This window comes from Nocardioides korecus (assembly GCF_054778395.1).
Window position 1 is genome coordinate 393806 of sequence record NZ_BAAGZO010000001.1, and the last position, 17849, is coordinate 411654.

Genomic DNA, 17849 nt, shown 5'->3' on the forward strand with positions numbered 1-17849 from the left:
CGCCGCATGTACATCGGGGTTAGAGACGCTCCACGAGGCCCGTGCCGGCCCCGGACCGTCCACAGACCCGCGCTAGTCGGTGGTCGCGAGGGCCGCTGCGATCGCGCTCACGTCGCGGGGGCCGACGCGGCAGCAGCCGCCGACGAGGCGGGCACCGGCGGCGACCCAGGTCGGCACCAGGGTGGGGTCGAAGGCGCCGTCGCCGCTCCAGGCCTTGCGCTCGTCGTCCCACGCCTCGCCGCGGTTGGGGTAGGCGACGCCCGGCAGGCCGGTGACCGACGCCGCGGCCTCCAGCGCGCCGAGCACGTCGCCGGGGGCGGCGCAGTTGACGCCGGCGGCGACGAGGCTGGTCCGGCCGGCGGCGACGGCGTACGCCGCGGGCAGCGGCTGGCCGGCCCGGGTGCGGTCGCCCCCGACGCTGTAGGAGAGCCAGGCCGGCAGGCCCAGGTCGTCCAGCAGCTCGACCAGGACGATCGCCTCGTCGAGGTCGGGGTTCGTCTCGACGGCGAGCACGTCGGGACCGGCGGCGGCGAGCAGCTCCAGGCGCGGCCCGTGGAAGTCGCGGAGCTGGGCCGCGGTGAGGCCGTAGCGACCGGTGTACTCCGAGCCGTCGGCGAGCACGGCGCCGTACGGCCCGACCGACGCGGCGACCCACAGCTCGCGTCCCGAGCGGTCGGCCTCGGCATCACGCACCTCGCCGGCGACCCGCACCCCGGCGGTCAGCAGGGCCTCGGCCTCCGCGCGGCTCAGCCCGGCGTCGACCAGGCTCGGGACGCTGGCCTGGTAGGTGGCGGTGGTGGCGACCTCGGCGCCGCTGCGGAAGTACGCCGCGTGCACGTCGGCGACGCGACCCGGCTCGTCGAGCAGCAGCCGGGCGGTCCACAGCGAGGAGGACAGGTCGGCGCCGGCGTCCTCCAGCGCGTTGGACATCCCGCCGTCCAGCACGACCGGGACCCCGGTGGCGAGGCGGCGGGTGAAGGGGGTGTCGAGCACCCGCCCATCCTCCCGCAGTGTCGACAGGGACCACCCCGGTGCCGCGCGGAGCGGACCGGCTGGCTCAGACCCCGTGGACGGGTCGGCCGTCGACCCAGGTGGAGACGACGCGGGCCTCGGCGATCTCGGCGGCGGGGGCGTCGAAGGGGTCGCGGTCGAGGACGACCAGGTCGGCCACCCGACCGACGGCGACGGTGCCGGCGTCGTCGCGGTGGTTCACCCACGCCGACCCGGAGGTGTACGCCGCGAACGCGCTCGCCAGGCTGATCGCCTGCTCCGGCAGCAGCGGGTTCGCCGGGTCGGTGCCGTGCTCCCAGCGGTTGACCGCGACGTGGATCGCGGCCAGCGGGTCGGGGGAGGAGACCGGCCAGTCGCTGCCCATCACCAGCCGCGTGCCGGCGCGCTCGAGGTCGCCGAACGGGTACTGCCAGCGCGTCCGCTCCTCGCCGATGAACGGGATCGTGAGCTCGTCCATCTGGTCGTCGTGGCAGGCCCACAGCGCCTGGGCGTTGGCCGCGATCCCGAGCTCGGCGAACCGCGGCACGTCGGCGGGGTCGACCAGCTGGAGGTGGGCGACGTGGTGGCGCAGGTCGGGCCCGGCGGGTCGGCGTACGGCGGCGAAGGCGTCGAGGGTCTCGCTCACCCCGCGGTCGCCGATCGCGTGGACGTGGACCTGGAAGCCCTGCGCGTCGAGGGCGCCGACCGCCGCCGCGAGGTCGGCCGCGGTCAGGAAGGAGTGGCCGCGGTTGGCGGTCGCGTGCCCGCAGCGGTCGAGGTACGGCGACCCCAGCGCGGCCGTGAAGTTCTCCGCCACCCCGTCCTGCATGATCTTGACGCTGGTGGCCCGGAACCGCCCGTGGGTGTACGCCGACCGGCGCTCGACCAGCGAGCCGACCTGCTCCAGGCCGCGCTCGCGGTCCCACCACAGCGCGCCGACGACGTGGCCGGTCAGCAGGTCCCGCTCCGCGGCCCGGACGTACGCCGGCCCGGGGTCGTCCATGCCGGCGTACGTCCCGACGATCGCGTCCTGCCACCCCACGATCCCCAGCGAGTGCAGGTGGGCCTGGCCCTGGAGGAGGCCGGCGTCGTACTCCTCCTGGGTGGTGCGCGGCAGCACGCGGGTGACCAGGGCCATCGCGCCCTCGTGCAGCGTGCCGGTCGGCCGCCCGTCGGCGTCGCGCTCGATCCGCCCGTCGGCCGGGTCGGGGGTGTCGCGGTCGATGCCGGCCACCTCGAGGGCGCGGCTGTTGACCCAGGCACCGTGGTGGTCGCGGTTGGGCAAGAACACCGGCCGGTCGGCGACGACCTCGTCGAGGTCCGCGGCGGTCGGGGTGCCGCCGGGGAACGCCGCCATCGCCCAGCCGCCGCCGAGGATCCAGGGCCGGTCGGGGTGCGCGCCGGCGTACGCCGCGACGGTCCGCAGGTAGTCCTCGCGCCCCACGTCGTGCGCCAGGTCGCAGCGCAACCGCTCCAGCCCGCCCTGCACGGTGTGCACGTGGGCGTCGGTGAACCCCGGGCTCAGCAGCCCGCCGCCGCAGTCCACGACCTCGGCGCCGGCCGGGACCTCGCCGCCCACCGCGCTGATCCGGCCGCCCTCGACGACGACCGGCCCGACGTCCCCGCGGTGGGCGCGTCCGTCGAAGAGGTGGGCGTTGACGAAGGCGACGGGGGTGCTCACGGCTCGATCATGCCGGGTCGGGCCGACCTGACCGGCGAGTGCCACACCAGGGTCGTGGTGGGCGGCTCGGGGCGACCCTGGTGTGGCACTGGGCGGGGGTCGGCCGGGGGCGGAGGCGCCGCTCGCGCTCGACGACGGCGTACTTCAGGGAGGGCGGGGTGCTCACCCCAGGACGTCGGGGTCGAGGTCGAGGGTGGTGCGGTCGAGCGAGGCGAGCAGGGCCAGCTGCGGACCGGTCTTGGGCAGCTCGAAGGCGAAGAAGTAGTCGGCCGCGGCGTGCTTGCCGCGGGCGAAGGTGTCGTCGCGGTCGGCGAGGGCGACCAGCTGCTCGAGCCACAGCCAGGCGACCACCACGTGGCCGAACGCCTCGAGGTAGACGCTGGCGTTGGCCAGCGCGACGTCCGGGTCGCCCGGGCCCCACAGCGCGGCGGTGGTGCGCTCGAGGTCCTCGACGGCCCGCTCGAGCGCCTCGGCGTGCGGGGCGCCGCGGGTCAGCTTGCGCCCGGCGGCGACGGTCTCGCGGACGCGGTCGGTGAGCAGCCGCAGGCCGGTGCCGCCCCCGGCGACGACCTTGCGGCCGAGCAGGTCGAGGCCCTGGATGCCGTGGGTGCCCTCGTGGATCGGGTTGAGCCGGTTGTCGCGGTAGAGCTGCTCGACCACGAAGTCGCGGGTGTAGCCGTAGCCGCCGTGCACCTGGATGGCCAGGTCGTTGGCGGCCAGGCACCACTGCGAGGGCCAGGACTTGGCGATCGGGGTCAGCACGGCCAGCAGCCCCTCGGCCAGGTCGCGCGCCTCCTGGGTCTCCCCGGTCGCGACCTCGTCGACCAGCCGGGCGCAGTAGAGGATCAGCGCGAGCGCGCCCTCGGCGTACGCCTTCTGGGCCAGGAGCATCCGCCGCACGTCGGGGTGCTCGACCAGCGCGACGGGCGGGGCGGCCGGGTCCTTGGCCGAGACCGGGCGGCCCTGCGTGCGGACGCGGGCGTAGTCGAGGCTGTGCAGGAAGCCGGTGCAGCCGAGCGCCGTCGCGCCGGCGCCGACGCCGATGCGGGCCTCGTTCATCATCTGGAACATGTACGCCAGCCCGCGGCCCTCCTCGCCGACCAGGTGGCCGACCGCGCCCGGCTGCCCGCCCGGCGTGGTGAGGCCCTCGCCGAAGTTGAGCAGGGTGTTGGTGGTGCCGCGGTAGCCCATCTTGTGGTTCAGCCCGACGAGCGCGACGTCGTTGCGCTCACCGATCGAGCCGTCCTCGCCGACCAGGTGCTTGGGCACGATGAACAGCGAGATCCCCTTGGTGCCCGGCGCCGCCCCGGGGGCCTTGGCCAGCACGAGGTGGACGATGTTCTCGCCGAGCTCGTGGTCGCCGCCGGAGATCCACATCTTGGTGCCGACCAGGCGGTAGGTGCCGTCGTCCTGCCGCGTCGCGCGCGTGGTGATGTCGCCGAGCGAGGACCCGGCCTGGGGCTCCGAGAGCGCCATCGTGCCGTACCAGCGCCCCTCGATGACCGGCCTCGCGAACCGCTCGACCTGCTCGGGGGTGCCGTAGGTGGAGATCAGGTTGGCGTTGCCCTGGGCGAGGAAGGGGTATGCCGTGACCGCGACGCTCGCCGCCGAGAACCAGCTCGACGACGCCTGCTGCACCACGAACGGCAGCTGCATCCCGCCGAGCTCGGTGGGGAAGACGGCGGTGGGCAGCCCCGAGGCGGTGTACGCCGCCAGCGCCTCCGCGACCTCGGGCGGCTGGACGACCAAGCCGTCGTCGCCGACGTAGGGCTCCTGGAGGTCGACCAGCCGGTTGATCGGCGCGAACCGCTCGGTGGCCAGCTGCTCGGACAGGTCGAGCACGGCGTCGAAGGTGTCCCGGTCGTGCTCGGCGTACCGCTCCCGGGTGGTCAGCTCGGTCACCCGCAGCCAGTCGTGGAGCAGGAAGTCGAGGTCGGCGCGGGACATCAGCAGCGAGCGGGCCATGCGGCTCACGCTAGCCGGGTGGAGTGACACGTCGAGGCGCTGGTGCTCAGCGCAGGTACGTCGTCTCGGCCGCCAGCTCGGTGATCCGGGCCCAGTCGCCCGACGCGACGGCGTCGGCCGGGGTGAGCCAGGAGCCGCCGACGCAGCCGACGTTCGACAGCGCCAGGTAGGAGGACGCCGTGGCGGCCGTGATCCCGCCGGTCGGGCAGAACCGGGCCTGGGGCACCGGGGAGCCGATCGCCTTGAGGAACGCGACGCCGCCGGAGACCTCGGCGGGGAACAGCTTCATCTCCGAGTAGCCCATCTCCAGCAGCCGCAGGACCTCGCCGACCGTGGCCGCGCCGGGCAGGTGCGGGAGGCCGGTGTCCTGCATCGCCGAGGCGAGCGTCTCGGTGGTGCCCGGGGAGACCAGGAAGCGGGCGCCGGCGTTCTGGGCGTCGCGGGCGTTGGCGGGGGTGACGACGGTGCCGGCGCCGAGCAGGATCTCGGGCACCTCGGCGGCGATCGCCTCGATGCAGGCGAGCGCGGCGGGCGTGCGCAGGGTCAGCTCGATGACGGGGACGCCGCCCTCGACCAGGGCGCGGGCGACCGGCACGGCGTGGGCGACGTCGTCGAGCACGACCACCGGCACGACGGGGACGACGTCGACGAGCGACGCGGTGGCGGTGGGCGCGACGGGGGCGGAGATCAGGTCGGTCATGGGGTGCTCCTCAGGAGTGGGGCGAGTCGGCCGGCAGCCGGGACTCGTAGGCGGGGAAGATGCTGGCGCCCTCGTCGGCGGGACCGACCCCGGCGCGGAAGGCCGCGAACAGCTCGCGACCGGTGCCGAAGACCATCGAGTCGTCGGCGCGGGCGGCCTCGCGCTGGTCGAGCTCGTAGTCCGCGACGTGCAGGTCGAGCACGCCGGTGTCGGCGTCCAGGCTGATCAGGTCGCCGTCGCGGACCCGCGCCAGCGGGCCCCCGACGGAGGCCTCGGGGGTGAGGTGGATGGCCGAGGGGACCTTGCCCGACGCCCCGGACATCCGGCCGTCGGTGACGATCGCGACGCGCTGGCCGCGGTCCTGCAGGACCCCGAGTGCGGGGGTGAGCTTGTGCAGCTCGGGCATGCCGTTGGCGGCCGGGCCCTGGAACCGCACGACGGCCACGAAGTCGCCGGTCAGGAGGCCGTCCTCGAAGGCCTGGAGGAAGTCCAGCTGGTCCTCGAAGACCCGCGCGGGCGCCTTGACGACGCGGTGCTCGGGGGCGACCGCGGAGGTCTTGATGACGGCGCGGCCCAGGTTGCCGTCGAGCATCCGCAGGCCCCCGTCGGCGCTGAACGGGTCGTCGGCGGGGCGCAGGACGTCGCGGTCGAGCGAGACCTTGGGGCCCTCCTCCCAGGTCAGCGTGCCGTGGTCGAGCCTCGCCTCGGTGGTGTAGCGCCACAGGCCGTGGCCTGCGACCGTCTCGACGTCGTCGTGGAGCAGGCCGTGCTTGAGCAGGGTGTGCACCGTGAAGGCCAGCCCGCCGGCGGCGTGGAAGTGGTTGATGTCGGCCGAGCCGTTGGGGTAGACCCGCGCCAGCAGGGGCACGATCGCGGACAGGTCCGACAGGTCGTCCCAGGTCAGATGGATGCCCGCGGCCCGCGCGATCGCGACCAGGTGCATCGTGTGGTTGGTCGAGCCGCCGGTGGCCAGCAGGGCGACGCAGCCGTTGACGACCGCCTTCTCGTCGACGATCCTGCCGACGGGGGTGAACTCCTCGCCCCAGGCGGTGAGCTCGACGGCGCGGGCGGCGGCGGCGTCGGTGAGGGCCGCGCGCAGCGGGGTGCCGGGGTTGACGAAGCTCGCGCCCGGCAGGTGCAGGCCCATGACCTCCATCAGCATCTGGTTGGAGTTCGCGGTGCCGTAGAAGGTGCAGGTCCCGGCGGAGTGGTACGACGCCGACTCGGCCTCCAGGAGCTCCTCGCGCCCGACCTCGCCGGCGGCGTACGCCTGGCGGATCCGGGCCTTCTCGCCGTTGGGCAGCCCCGAGGTCATCGGGCCCGCGGGGACGAAGATCGCGGGCAGGTGGCCGAAGGACAGGGCGCCCATCAGCATGCCGGGGACGATCTTGTCGCAGACGCCGAGCATCAGGCTGGCGTCGAACATGTCGTGGGAGAGCGCGAGCGCCGTCGACATCGCGATCACGTCGCGGCTGAACAGCGAGAGCTGCATGCCGTCGCGACCCTGGGTGATGCCGTCGCACATGGCGGGCACGCCGCCCGCGAACTGGGCGATGCCGCCCGAGCGCAGCACGGCCTTCTTCATCTGGGCCGGGAAGGACTCGAAGGGCTGGTGGGCCGAGAGCATGTCGTTGTACGCCGACACGATGGCGACGTTGGGCTTGACCTTGCCGCGCAGCGCGGCCTTGTCGACCTCGCCGGAGGCGGCGAAGCCGTGGGCCAGGTTGGCGCAGGCCAGCTTGGTGCGCATCGGGCCGCGGGTGGCGGAGGCCTCGAGGCGGGCGAGGTACGCCGTCCGCTCGCGGCGGCTGCGCTCGGTGATGCGCTGGGTCACCTCGGCCAGGACGGGGTGCAGGGTGCGTGCGGGCATGGGGTTCTCCTCGGGAGAGGGCGTGGGCGTCACTCGTGCCACGAGCGACCGTCGCGCTCGATCAGGGTGGTCGCGGCGAAGGGGCCGCTGGTGCCGGCGGGATAGGGACGCGGCGCGTGCTCGGGGCGGGCCCACCGCTCGTGGACGGGCTCGATCCAGCGCCAGGCGGCCTCGACCTCGTCGCGCCGCATGAACAGGGTGGGGTTGCCGCGGACGACGTCCATCAGGAGCCGCTCGTAGGCGTCGGGGGAGTGGGTCTCGAAGGCCTGGGCGTAGCTGAGGTCGAGCGAGACCGGCCGCAGCCGGATCCCGCCCGGGCCGGGCTCCTTGGCCGTCAGGTGCAGCCGCATGCCCTCGTCGGGCTGGAGCTGGATGGTGAGGCGGTTGGGCTCGCTGACGCCCTCGCTGTCGGGGAACATCGGGTGCGGCACCGACCGGAACTGGATCACGATCTCGGAGCAGCGGCGCTCCATCCGCTTGCCGGTGCGCAGGTAGAACGGCACGCCGGCCCAGCGCCAGTTGGACACCTCGGCGCGGATCGCCACGAAGGTCTCGGTGACCGAGCCGGGACGCTCGGCGTCGTCGGCGTACGCGTAGGCGGGGGAGCCGTCGACCAGGCCGGCGCGGTACTGGCCCGCGACGACGTGCCGGTCGACGTCCTCGCCGGTGATCGGCTTGAGGGCCTGGAGCACCTTCAGCTTCTCGTCGCGCACGGTCTCGCGGCCGACGTACGTCGGGGGCTCCATCGCGACCAGGCACAGCAGCTGGAGCAGGTGGTTCTGCACCATGTCGCGCAGCGCGCCCGAGCCGTCGTAGTAGCCGCCGCGGGTGCCGACGCCGAGGGTCTCCGAGGCGGTGATCTGGACGTGGTCGATCCAGTTCGCGTTCCACAGCGGCTCGAGGAAGGTGTTGGCGAAGCGCGTGACCAACAGGTTCTGGACGCTCTCCTTGCCCAGGTAGTGGTCGATCCGGAAGATCTGGTGCTCGGCGAAGACCGCGCCGACCGCGTCGTTGATCTCCTGCGCGGAGGCCAGGTCGTGGCCCAGCGGCTTCTCCAGCACCAGCCGCGAGGCGGGGGTGACCAGGTCGTGCTCGGCCAGCCGGGCGCTGACGGGTCCGAAGAGCGAGGGGGCGATGGCCAGGTAGAAGACCCGGACCTTGTCGCGGTCGGCCAGCTGGGCGACCAGCGGGGCCCAGCCCTCGCGGTCGTCGATGTCGAGGCTGACGTGGTTCAGGCGGGCGACGAACCGGTCGAGGACGTCGGCGTCGAGCTCCTCGGCACGGACGAAGGTCGGGAGCTCGCCGCGGATCTTGTCGCGGTAGCCGGCCTCGTCGAGACCGGCGCGGGAGGTGGCGACGATGCGGGTGTCGGGGGTGAGCTGGCCGTCGCGGTCGCGCAGGTAGAGCGCGGGCAGCAGCTTGCGCACGGCCAGGTCGCCGGTGCCGCCGAAGACGACGACGTCGGCGGGGGGCACGGCGTTGGCGACCGGGCTGGCAGGGCCGGTGGGTCCGGTGGGGAGGTGGGGGCCGTTCGAGGGGGACATCGGGGTCTCTCGGTGGGGGAAGGGGCCGAGCCACCACGGTAGGTGAGGTTATGCGCGGCGGCAATGCAACATTACGTATTTACGTGGTCGTAAGTAGACCACTGCGGGTCCTCAGGCGGACGCCGACTGGACCACCGAGGACCGAACGGGTGGTTGAATGCCTGCCATGTCCGACCTGCCGGCCCCGGCGTACGCCGCTCCCGGGCCGGCGACCGCGGGCGAGATGTTCTCGCTGATCCGCGACGGGCGGGCCGGGACGCGCAGCGAGCTGGCCCGGGTCACCGGCCTCTCGCGGACGGCGGTGGCGGCGCGCGTGCAGGCGCTGCTCGACTCCGGGCTCGTGGTCGAGGGGGTGTCGGGCGAGACCGACGGCACCGACGGTGCCCGCCCCGCCACGGCCGGTCGCCCCCCGGTGCGGCTGCGGTTCAACCGCCACGCGGGCGTGGTGCTGGCCGGGGCGATCGGACGCAGCCGCACCCAGCTCGCGGTGTGCGACCTCGACGGCGCCGTGCTCGCCGCGCGCGACGTCGAGCGCGAGGTGGTGGCCAGCCCCGCGGTACTGATGCCGCAGGTCGCGGAGGTCTTCGCCGACCTGCTCGCCGACGCGGGCCGCGTGCCCGACCAGGTGCGCGGCGTCGGCCTGAGCATCCCCGGCACCGTCGACGCCCGCACCGGCGCGAGCCTGGACTCCCCGATCATGACCGGCTGGGACGGCGTGCGTCTCGGTCCGTTCCTCGCCGGCCTGACCTCGGCACCGGTCCTGGTGGAGAACGACGCCAACGCGATGGCCCTCTCCGAGCGGCGCGGGCTGCTGGAGACCCACCGCGACCTGCTCTTCGTCAAGGCCTCCACCGGCCTCGGCGTCGGCATCGTCACCGGCGGCCAGGTCGTCCGCGGCGGCATCGGCGCGGCCGGCGAGATCGGCCACACCAAGATCCACGCCGCTCAGGGCCTGGCCTGCCGCTGCGGCGACACCGGCTGCCTGGAGTCCGTCGCCGCCGGCTGGGCGCTGGTCGCGGCCGCGCGGGCGGGCGGCCACGAGGTCGACCACGTCCGCGACCTGGTCGCGCTGGCGGTCCAGGGTCAGCCCGACGCCCGCCACCTGGTCCGCGAGGCCGGCCGGCGGATCGGCGAGGTGGTCGCCTCCGCGGTCAACCTGCTGAACCCGGAGGCGATCGTGGTGGGGGGCGACCTCGCCGCGGCGTACGACCCCTTCGTGGCGGGCCTGCGCGAGTCGCTCTACTCCCTCGCCTCGGCCCTGGCCACCCGCGAGCTCGTGATCGCCCCCGTCACCCACGGCGAGCGCTCCGGCGTCGTCGGATGCGCCGCCCTCGCCATCCGCGAGGTCCTCGATTCCGCCGCGGTGGACCGCGCCCTGGGGGGTTGAGGGGACCGTCTGATCCCCGGCTAGCCGGGGATCAGACGGGTGGTCGGCCGAACGTTCACCCGACCACCCGACGCTTCCCCGGCTAGCCGGGGATCAGTCGGCGCCTATCCTCAGCGCAGCTGCAGACCCTGGGCGACGGGGGCGAGCCAGGGGGCGTGGGCGTCGATCTCGGCGGTGAAGGCGGCGCGGAGGTCGGCGGGGACGGACGCGGCGCGGCGGGTCGCCATCGAGACGTGGACGTAGAGCGCCTCGAAGGTGCAGGCCACGCGGTCGTGCTCGGCGTCCAGGACGAACGCCGCGCCGTGGAGCACCTTGTCGGCCAGCCCGACCAGGCCGCCGTGGACGGTGAAGGCCTGCCCGGGGCGCAGCTCGGCGAGGTAGCGGATCCGGTGCTCGACGACGAAGAACGAGTGCCCGCGGGTGCCGATGTAGTCCTCCGACATCCCCAGGTCGCGCATCCGGTGCCAGGTCGCGTGGCTGGCCAGCCGGAAGTAGTGGCTGATGTTCATGTGGCCGTTCTCGTCGGCCCAGTCCTGCGGCACCGTCCCCGGCGCCCCGTCGTACGCCGGGAGGGTGCGGACGTCCGCCACCGCCGGGACCCCGGTCGTGGTCATGCGAGGTCCGACCCGTCGGCCAGCTCGACGCGGGTCCGGGTCAGCCGCTCGAGCAGGACCTCGAGGGCCTCCTCGAACTCGGCGGCGGCGTGGTCCTCGGCCAGCTCGCGCCGCAGCCGCCACACGGTCCGGCGCTGCGCGGCCTCGTCGTGGTCGGCCTCGCCGTCGTCGAGGACGTCGAGCGGGCCGATGTCGGCGCCCAGGTTGGCGACCTCGAGGAGCAGGTGGCCGAGCAGGAAGCTGGTGAAGGCGCGGTACGCCGCGACGACCGCCTCGTCGCCGAAGCCCTCGTCGCTCAGGGCGACCAGGAACGTCTCGACCCAGTCCAGGCTGCGCAGCGGCGGTCGCAGCCACGGCGCCTCGGGCGGTCGGGAGGCCACGAGCGGGAACGCGCGCGGGTGGGTCAGCGCGACCCGCCGCACCCCGTGGGCCAGCCGCTGGAGGAAGTCCTGCCAGCCGTCGGTCGGCGACTGGCGCACGTCGTCGTCGTCGTAGAGCTGGGCCAGCAGGATCTCGACGACCCCGTCGAGCAGCTCCTCCTTGCCCGGGACGTAGCGGTAGAGCGACATCGCCTCCACCCCGAGCCGCTGCCCCAGCCGGCGCATCGTCAGGCCGGGCAGCCCCAGCTCGTCGATGTGGTCCAGGGCGGCCAGCAGGATGCGGTCGCGGTCGAGGGCGACCCGGTCCGAGGGGAGCGCGCGGCCCTCGACGAGGTCCGCGTCGGCGTCCAGCGGCCGGTCGGGGTCCGGGGCGTCGCTCGACGGCGCGGATCGGGCGGTCACGGTGCCTCCTGCGCCTGCTGGGCCGCCTGGGCCTCCGGCTCGATCGGGACGATCTGGACGAGCGGTCCGCTGCGGGGCGAGCGGACCCAGGTCAGGGTATGCGCCCGGGGTGGCGGTGCGTGCAGGTACGCCGATCCGTCGCGTACGATCGATCTCGGACTTACAACGTAAGGATGCCGGGACGCCCGGTCGAGGAGGACGAGATGACGGACGTCGCCACGCGCACGTCGGTGGACCCCACGGTGATCGCCGGGATCGCCGCGATCGCGGCCACCCAGGTGCCCGGGGTGCGGCTCCACGTCGCCCAGACCCCGCCGGACCGGTCGGAGCCGGCCGGGCGCCCCGCGGTGCGGACCAGGCCGGGTCTCCCGGGGTCCCTGCGGCTCGCGGCCGACCCGGAGCCGCCCGTGCGCAGCTGGTGCGAGGAGCCCGGCACCGTGGGCGTCGCGGTGGTGGTCGAGGTCGCGCTGGACCCGGACCGGACCGTGTCGGTCCCCGCCGCGGCCGAGGCCGTACGCCGGGAGGTGGCCGCCGCGATGACCGCGATGACGCGCCTGCGGGTCACCCGTTGCGACGTGCACGTGGCCGACGTCTTCGTCCCCGAGACCCCGCCGGCCGCCGACGGGGGCGCGCCCGCCGCCACCGAGCTCGCGTCGGTGGGGCTCGTCGACACCTCCCGCCTGGTCGCGCTGGCCTCCCGGTCCGTCGTCGCGATGACGCCGGTGCCCGACGCGGTCGAGGACCGCCTGCCCGGGGCTCCCGAGCCCGCGCAGGTGCCGCGGCCGCGCACCGGTGAGCCCGGCTCCCGCGCGGCCGACACGGCCGCTGCGGAGGTCGTGGCAGCCCCGGTCCCCGCGCCCCCGACCGCGGCGGCGGAGGAGGCCTCACACCACGGGTGACCCGCCCCCGAGGTGCTCGAAGATCAGGTTGGTCTCGGTCGAGGCCACCTCGCGCGACCCGCTCAGGTGGGTCACCACCAGCTCGCGCAGCTCCTCCGCGCTGCGGGCGGCGACGTGGATCTGGAAGTCGTTGGCCCCGGCGAGGAAGAACACGTTGAGCACGCCGGGCAGCGCCGCCAGGCGCGCGCCCACCTCCCCGATGGAGTGCCGGGCGGCGCTGGTGAGCCGCACCGAGACGATCGCCTGGAGCTGCAGCCCCAGGGCCTCGGGCGAGACCGCCGCGTGGAACCCCCGGATCACCCCGGTCTCCTGGAGCCGCCGCACGCGCACCAGGCAGGTCGACGGCGCGATGCCGACCTCCCGGGCCAGGGCGTTGTTGGGGGTCCGGGCGTCGTGGGCGAGCAGGCGCACCAGCGCCCGGTCGGTCTCGTCGAGCTCCACCTCCCGCTGGGAGCGCCGGGCGCGCTGGGCGCGCTGGGGCCGCTCGGGACGCCCGGGGCGGGGCACCGGTCCGGACCCCCCGAGTCCCTCGGGTCGCCGAACGTCGTTCACCGCCGCCGCCCTTGGATCGGTCCAAGGCTGAATCGAGCGTCAGGTTCGCGAGTTCCCACCGCACGATCATCGGTGAAACACCGCTGGAACAGAAGACCTGCGCAGACTTCCGTCAGCCCGACGAACCCCACGCCCACCCCAGGAGAGTCCCGTGCAGATCGGCGTCCCCGCAGAGGTCAAGAACCACGAGTACCGCGTCGCCCTCACCCCGGCCGGCGCCCACGAGCTGACCGCCCACGGTCACGAGGTGAGCGTGCAGCGTGGCGCCGGGGTCGGCTCGAGCATCCCCGACGAGGACTACCTCGCCGCCGGGGCGAAGATCGTCGACACCGCCGACGAGGCCTGGGACCGCGAGCTGGTGCTCAAGGTCAAGGAGCCGGTCGAGCAGGAGTGGCACCGGATGCACGAGGGCCAGACCCTCTTCACCTACCTCCACCTCGCCGCCGACGCGCCGCTGACCCAGGAGCTGCTGGACCGCCGGGTCACCGGCATCGCCTACGAGACGGTGCAGACCGACTCCGGCGCCCTGCCCCTGCTGGCCCCGATGTCGGAGGTCGCCGGTCGTCTGGCGCCCCAGGTGGGCGCGCACACGCTGATGAAGGCCCAGGGCGGTCGCGGTGTGCTGATGGGCGGCGTCCCCGGCGTGCGGCCCGCGCGCGTCGTGGTGGTCGGCGCCGGCGTCTCCGGCATGAACGCGGCGACCGTGGCCGTCGGCATGGGCGCCGACGTCACCCTGCTGGACCGCGACATCGACAAGCTGCGCGCGGCCGACCGGCTCTTCGGCACCCGCCTGCGCACGGTCGCCTCCACCGCGCTGTCGCTGGAGCAGGCCGTGCTCGAGGCCGACCTGGTCATCGGCGCGGTGCTGGTGCCGGGCGCCAAGGCCCCGACGCTGGTCAGCAACGAGCTGGTCTCGCGGATGCTGCCGGGATCGGTCCTGGTCGACATCTCCATCGACCAGGGCGGCTGCTTCGAGGACTCGCGCGCCACGACCCACGCCGACCCGACGTACGCCGTCCACGGCTCGGTCTTCTACTGCGTTGCCAACATGCCCGGTGCCGTGGCGCACACCTCGACGCACGCGCTGACCAACGTGACCCTGCCGTACGCCGTCGCGCTGGCCGACCGCGGCTGGGCCGAGGCGCTGGCGGCCGACCCGGTCCTCGCCCGCGGGCTGAACACCCACGACGGCGCGCTGACCAACGAGCCGGTCGCCCGCGCCCTGGGCCTCGAGGCGACGCCGCTCCACGCGGTCGTGCCCGCCGCCCGCGCGCAGGTCGCCTGAGCCCGCGCCCCCAGCCGCCCAGCCGCCCCCGGGGCATGAGCCGGGGGCGCGGGGGTACTCCTCCGGTGGTCGGGATCCCACCACCCGGAAGGACGGCGATGACGGACACGATGCGCGCGGTGCAGGTCAGCGAGAAGGGGGGCGACCTCGAGCTCGTCGAGCGGCCGGTGCCGCAGCCCGGTCCGGGCGAGGCGCTGGTCAAGGTCAACGCCTGCGGGATCTGCCACAGCGACATGTTCGCCAAGGAGGGCGCCTACCCCGGCGTGACCTTCCCCGTCATCCCCGGCCACGAGGTCGCGGGCACGGTCGCCGGTCTCGGTGACGGCGCCCAGGGCTGGTCGGAGGGCCAGCGCGTGGGCGTGGGGTGGTACGGCGGCGCCTGCGGCTGGTGCGGCCCCTGTCGCGCCGGCGCCCTGATCGCCTGCCAGAACATGGGCATCCCCGGTGTCACCTTCGACGGCGGCTACGCCGACTACGTCGTGGTCCCGGCGACCGCCCTGGCCTCGATCCCCGACGAGCTCGACGACGCGGCCGCGGCCCCGCTGATGTGCGCCGGCGTCACGACGTACAACGCCCTGCGCCACACCGGCGCCCGCCCCGGCGACCTGGTCGCCGTGCTCGGCGTGGGCGGCCTGGGCCACCTCGGCGTGCAGTACGCCCAGAAGATGGGCTTCCGCGTCGCCGCGATCGCCCGCGGCACCGACAAGGCCGACCTGGCCTCCGAGCTCGGCGCCCACCACTACATCGACTCGACCGCCACCGACCCCGGCGAGGAGCTGGCCAAGCTCGGCGGCGCGCGGGTCATCCTGTCGACCATCACCAACGGCGAGGCCGTCGCGGCCACCATCGGCGGCCTGGGCGTCGAGGGCGAGCTCGTCGTCGCGGGTGCGGCCGAGGACCCGATCTCGGTCCCCGCCTTCGCCCTGATCGGCACCGGGGGCGCCGTCCGCGGTCACGCCTCGGGCACCGCCGCCGACTCCGAGGACACCCTGGCCTTCTCGGCGCTGACCGGCGTCGGCGCCCGCATCGAGACGGCGCCGCTGGAGGAGGCCGCCTCGGCGTACCAGAAGATGATGGACGGCCAGGCCCGCTTCCGCATGGTGCTGACGACGTGAGCGGCTTCGTGGTCCACCTCGACGCCCCCGGCCTGGCGCACGCCGCCCGGCTGCTCGGCGGGGCCGTGCTCGGCGCGGTGCGGGTGCCCGCGCACGTCGTGCGCCGCCACTGACCGACCCGGGGAGCTCCGGAACCGATCTCGGCAAAAACGTCCGCAAAGTCCGATTTGATAGATAATTGGTGGGTGAGGACACCGACGCACGAGGTCTGGCGCAGGGGGGGCTTCGCGACCCTGTACGTCGTCGCGGGCGTCCTGGGTCGTCTGACCATCATCGACGGCCACGCGATGAGCCTGGCGTGGCCCGCCGCCGGGGTCGGAGCCGTGTGGCTGGCCACCACCGACCGGCGTCGCGCGCCCGTCGACGTGGCGCTGCTCTCGGCCGTGGTCTTCGGGGTCAACCTGGCCACCGGTGCCTCCGCGCCGCTCTCGCTCCTGTTCGTCGCCACCAACCTGCTCCAGGCGGTCGTCTTCGTCCGGCTGGTGCGGTGGTGGCGCCCCGACCTCGACCGCTTCGGCGGACGCCGCGAGATCGGCTCGCTGACCGACCTCGGGGCCCTGAGCGCCGCCGCCCTCCTCGGCTGCGCCGCCGCGGCTGCCCTCGGCGTCCTCGGGATGGGCCTGCTGTCGGTGGGGGGCGACGTCGACCGCGTCTCGGCGTACCTCGTCTGGGCCGGCCGCAACCTCACCGGCATCGTCGTCGTCGGCACCCTGGGCCTGCTGCTGCTGGGACGTCTGCGCGACGTCACCGACCGGGCCGACCTGGTCGCGCGGCTGCGGGCGATGTTCCTGCCCTCGACCCGGCACGTGGTCGAGGCGTCCGTCGTCAGCCTGACCTCCGCCACCCTCCTGTGGGCCGTCTTCGGCACGAGCGACGCGCTGCCGGTCGGCTTCCTGCTGCTGTTCACCACCGTGCTGGCCGGGGTGCGGATGGGCGCCCTGGGCGTCGTCCTGCACGGGTTCGCCCTCGGGGCCGGCGCGGTCGTGTTCACCCTCGTCGGCCGTGGCCCGTTCGCGGCCATCGCCTCGGTGCCCGACCGGGCGCTGGTGGCGCAGGTCTTCGTGACCATGCTGATCGTCACCGGCCTGGTCCTGGCCCTGAGCCGCGCCGAGCGCGACCAGGCCCTGACCGACCTCTCCGACCTCCAGCGGGCCACCGAGGAGCGCGCGCTGCTGTTCGGCGCCGTGCTGGACCACATGCGCGAGGGCATCGCCGTGGTGGACGGCGACGGCCACTACGTCCTGCGCAACCCGGCGGGCCGTCGCATGATCGCGCAGGGTCGCGGCGACTTCGACGAGACCCCGATCGGCTTCGACGAGTCGGGCCGCTCGATCGGCATGACCCACCTCGACGGCACCGACGTGCGTCCCGAGGAGATGCCCTACCGGCGGGCGCTGGCCGGTGAGGAGGTGGTGGGCGACTACCTGCTCACCCCGACCGACAGCACCGAGCCGATCGTCCTCGAGGTGACGGCCGCCCCGCTCCCGCTGGTGCCGGGCGAGGCGCGGCCGGCGTCGGCAGCGGCGTACGACCGGGCGATCGTGAGCTACCGCGACGTCACCGCCCTGCGCCACGACCGCGACGCCCTGGCCACCTTCGCCGGGGTCGTCGCCCACGACCTCAAGCGTCCCCTGAGCGTGATCAACGGATGGTCGGAGGCCCTCGAGGAGAGCTTCGCCGCCGGCCCCGTCGGCCAGGAGGAGGGCCAGCGCATCCTCGCCCGCGTCACCGGCGCGGCTCGGCAGATGGGCAGCTTCATCGACGACCTGCTCAGCTACACCGTCGTGCGCGACGCCCCGGTCCACGCCGTCGACCTCGACCTGTCGCGGGCCGCGGACGACTCGGCCGCGGTGTTCCGCGAGCGGGAGTCGCGACCCCAGATCTACGTCCAGTCGGGCCTGCACGTCACCGCCGACCCGGTCCTGGTGCGGCAGGTGCTCGACAACCTGATCGGCAACGCCACCAAGTACGTCGCCCCCGGCGTCCGCCCCCGCGTCCAGGTGCGCGGCCGCGAGGACGCCGAGGGGACCGTGGTGACGATCAGCGACAACGGCATCGGCATCCCCGAGGACCAGCGGCAGCGGGTCTTCGAGACCTTCCACCGCGCGCATGGCGGCGAGAGCTACCGCGGCACCGGGCTCGGCCTGGCGATCGTGCGGCGCGCGGTCGACCGCTGCGGCGGCTCGATCACCCTGCGCGACAACCCCGGTGGCGGCACCGTCTTCGAGGTCCGGCTCCCGGCCGGCACCACCCCGGAGTCGCCGGCCAACCGCACGCCCGGCAGCCCGGTGTCCTCGATCCCGTCCCCGGCGTCTGCCCCCACGGGCTCCGCCCGCCCCGCTCCGGTCGCACCCGGCCGGACCGCCGAGGTCGCCGCGGCCGGCTGAGGCTCCCGGTGCGGCGCCCACTCGTGCGGGCGGTGCCGGCCCGCTCGACCCCACGACGCAGCCCGGCGCACGTGCTCC

Annotated in this window: 14 protein-coding genes; 5 read left to right on the forward strand and 9 right to left on the reverse strand. The window is 74.6% G+C overall.

The window, feature by feature from the left end; all coding sequences use genetic code 11:
* Positions 1-72: 72 nt before the first annotated feature.
* The 6 genes from mmuM to zwf form a co-directional block, all read right to left on the reverse strand.
* A complete protein-coding gene (mmuM, locus tag ACYVDA_RS01850; RefSeq protein ID WP_460814364.1) occupies positions 73-993 on the reverse strand; it encodes a homocysteine S-methyltransferase in 921 nt (306 codons plus the stop codon).
* Between the two features lie 64 nt (positions 994-1057).
* On the reverse strand, positions 1058-2671 hold the full coding sequence (locus ACYVDA_RS01855; RefSeq protein ID WP_460814367.1) for an amidohydrolase: 1614 nt from the start codon (positions 2669-2671) through the stop codon (positions 1058-1060).
* 162 nt (positions 2672-2833) lie between these two features.
* The gene (locus tag ACYVDA_RS01860; protein WP_460814370.1) at positions 2834-4636 is read right to left on the reverse strand and encodes an acyl-CoA dehydrogenase; all 1803 of its coding nucleotides are present in this window, start codon (positions 4634-4636) and stop codon (positions 2834-2836) included.
* Positions 4637-4682: 46 nt separating this feature from the next.
* Positions 4683-5336, reverse strand: coding sequence for a bifunctional 4-hydroxy-2-oxoglutarate aldolase/2-dehydro-3-deoxy-phosphogluconate aldolase (gene eda, locus ACYVDA_RS01865; RefSeq protein ID WP_460814372.1), 654 nt, complete (start codon positions 5334-5336; stop codon positions 4683-4685).
* 10 nt (positions 5337-5346) lie between these two features.
* Entirely contained in the window at positions 5347-7206 is a 1860-nt protein-coding gene (edd, locus tag ACYVDA_RS01870) for a phosphogluconate dehydratase (RefSeq protein ID WP_460814374.1), read from the reverse strand.
* A 29-nt stretch (positions 7207-7235) separates the two neighbouring features.
* Positions 7236-8750, reverse strand: coding sequence for a glucose-6-phosphate dehydrogenase (gene zwf, locus ACYVDA_RS01875; protein WP_460814376.1), 1515 nt, complete (start codon positions 8748-8750; stop codon positions 7236-7238).
* Positions 8751-8916: 166 nt separating this feature from the next.
* Here zwf and ACYVDA_RS01880 point away from each other — a divergent pair, with 166 nt between their 5' ends.
* Positions 8917-10137 (forward strand): ROK family transcriptional regulator, encoded by a 1221-nt coding sequence (locus ACYVDA_RS01880; RefSeq protein WP_460814378.1) that lies wholly within the window; start codon positions 8917-8919, stop codon positions 10135-10137.
* Positions 10138-10247: 110 nt separating this feature from the next.
* On the opposite strand, the gene ACYVDA_RS01885 is transcribed toward ACYVDA_RS01880, so the two are convergent.
* Both ACYVDA_RS01885 and ACYVDA_RS01890 read right to left on the reverse strand, forming a co-directional pair.
* Positions 10248-10751: an acyl-CoA thioesterase gene (locus ACYVDA_RS01885; protein ID WP_460814380.1), complete on the reverse strand. Its 504-nt coding sequence runs from the start codon at positions 10749-10751 to the stop codon at positions 10248-10250.
* Entirely contained in the window at positions 10748-11533 is a 786-nt protein-coding gene (locus ACYVDA_RS01890) for a TetR/AcrR family transcriptional regulator C-terminal domain-containing protein (protein ID WP_460814383.1), read from the reverse strand. Before ACYVDA_RS01890 ends, ACYVDA_RS01885 begins: the two co-directional genes overlap by 4 nt.
* 203 nt (positions 11534-11736) lie before the next feature.
* Between ACYVDA_RS01890 and ACYVDA_RS01895 the strand changes: the two genes are divergently transcribed.
* Positions 11737-12432, forward strand: coding sequence for a hypothetical protein (locus tag ACYVDA_RS01895; RefSeq protein WP_460814385.1), 696 nt, complete (start codon positions 11737-11739; stop codon positions 12430-12432).
* Here the strand turns inward: ACYVDA_RS01895 and ACYVDA_RS01900 are convergent.
* The gene (locus tag ACYVDA_RS01900) at positions 12418-12939 is read right to left on the reverse strand and encodes an Lrp/AsnC family transcriptional regulator (RefSeq protein WP_460814388.1); all 522 of its coding nucleotides are present in this window, start codon (positions 12937-12939) and stop codon (positions 12418-12420) included. The genes ACYVDA_RS01895 and ACYVDA_RS01900 overlap by 15 nt on opposite strands.
* 196 nt (positions 12940-13135) lie before the next feature.
* Between ACYVDA_RS01900 and ald the strand changes: the two genes are divergently transcribed.
* The 3 genes from ald to ACYVDA_RS01915 all read left to right on the forward strand — a co-directional run bounded on the left by ald (position 13136) and on the right by ACYVDA_RS01915 (position 17771).
* A complete protein-coding gene (ald, locus tag ACYVDA_RS01905; RefSeq protein WP_460814391.1) occupies positions 13136-14269 on the forward strand; it encodes an alanine dehydrogenase in 1134 nt (377 codons plus the stop codon).
* A 98-nt stretch (positions 14270-14367) separates the two neighbouring features.
* Positions 14368-15384 carry an alcohol dehydrogenase catalytic domain-containing protein gene (locus ACYVDA_RS01910; RefSeq protein WP_460814394.1) on the forward strand — a complete coding sequence of 339 codons (1017 nt, stop codon included), beginning with the start codon at positions 14368-14370 and terminating at the stop codon, positions 15382-15384.
* Between the two features lie 185 nt (positions 15385-15569).
* Positions 15570-17771 carry an ATP-binding protein gene (locus tag ACYVDA_RS01915; protein ID WP_460814397.1) on the forward strand — a complete coding sequence of 734 codons (2202 nt, stop codon included), beginning with the start codon at positions 15570-15572 and terminating at the stop codon, positions 17769-17771.
* The last annotated feature ends 78 nt before the right edge of the window (positions 17772-17849 follow it).

Excerpts from the sequence above, each read along its gene's own strand:
- ACYVDA_RS01885 (WP_460814380.1), bottom strand. The coding sequence starts at position 10,751 with ATGACCACGACCGGGGTCCCGGCGGTGGCGGACGTCCGCACCCTCCCG.
- ACYVDA_RS01895 (WP_460814385.1), top strand. The coding sequence starts at position 11,737 with ATGACGGACGTCGCCACGCGCACGTCGGTGGACCCCACGGTGATCGCC.
- zwf (WP_460814376.1), bottom strand. The coding sequence starts at position 8,750 with ATGTCCCCCTCGAACGGCCCCCACCTCCCCACCGGACCCACCGGCCCT.
- ACYVDA_RS01880 (WP_460814378.1), top strand. The coding sequence starts at position 8,917 with ATGTCCGACCTGCCGGCCCCGGCGTACGCCGCTCCCGGGCCGGCGACC.
- ACYVDA_RS01860 (WP_460814370.1), bottom strand. The coding sequence starts at position 4,636 with ATGGCCCGCTCGCTGCTGATGTCCCGCGCCGACCTCGACTTCCTGCTC.
- edd (WP_460814374.1), bottom strand. The coding sequence starts at position 7,206 with ATGCCCGCACGCACCCTGCACCCCGTCCTGGCCGAGGTGACCCAGCGC.
- eda (WP_460814372.1), bottom strand. The coding sequence starts at position 5,336 with ATGACCGACCTGATCTCCGCCCCCGTCGCGCCCACCGCCACCGCGTCG.
- ACYVDA_RS01910 (WP_460814394.1), top strand. The coding sequence starts at position 14,368 with ATGACGGACACGATGCGCGCGGTGCAGGTCAGCGAGAAGGGGGGCGAC.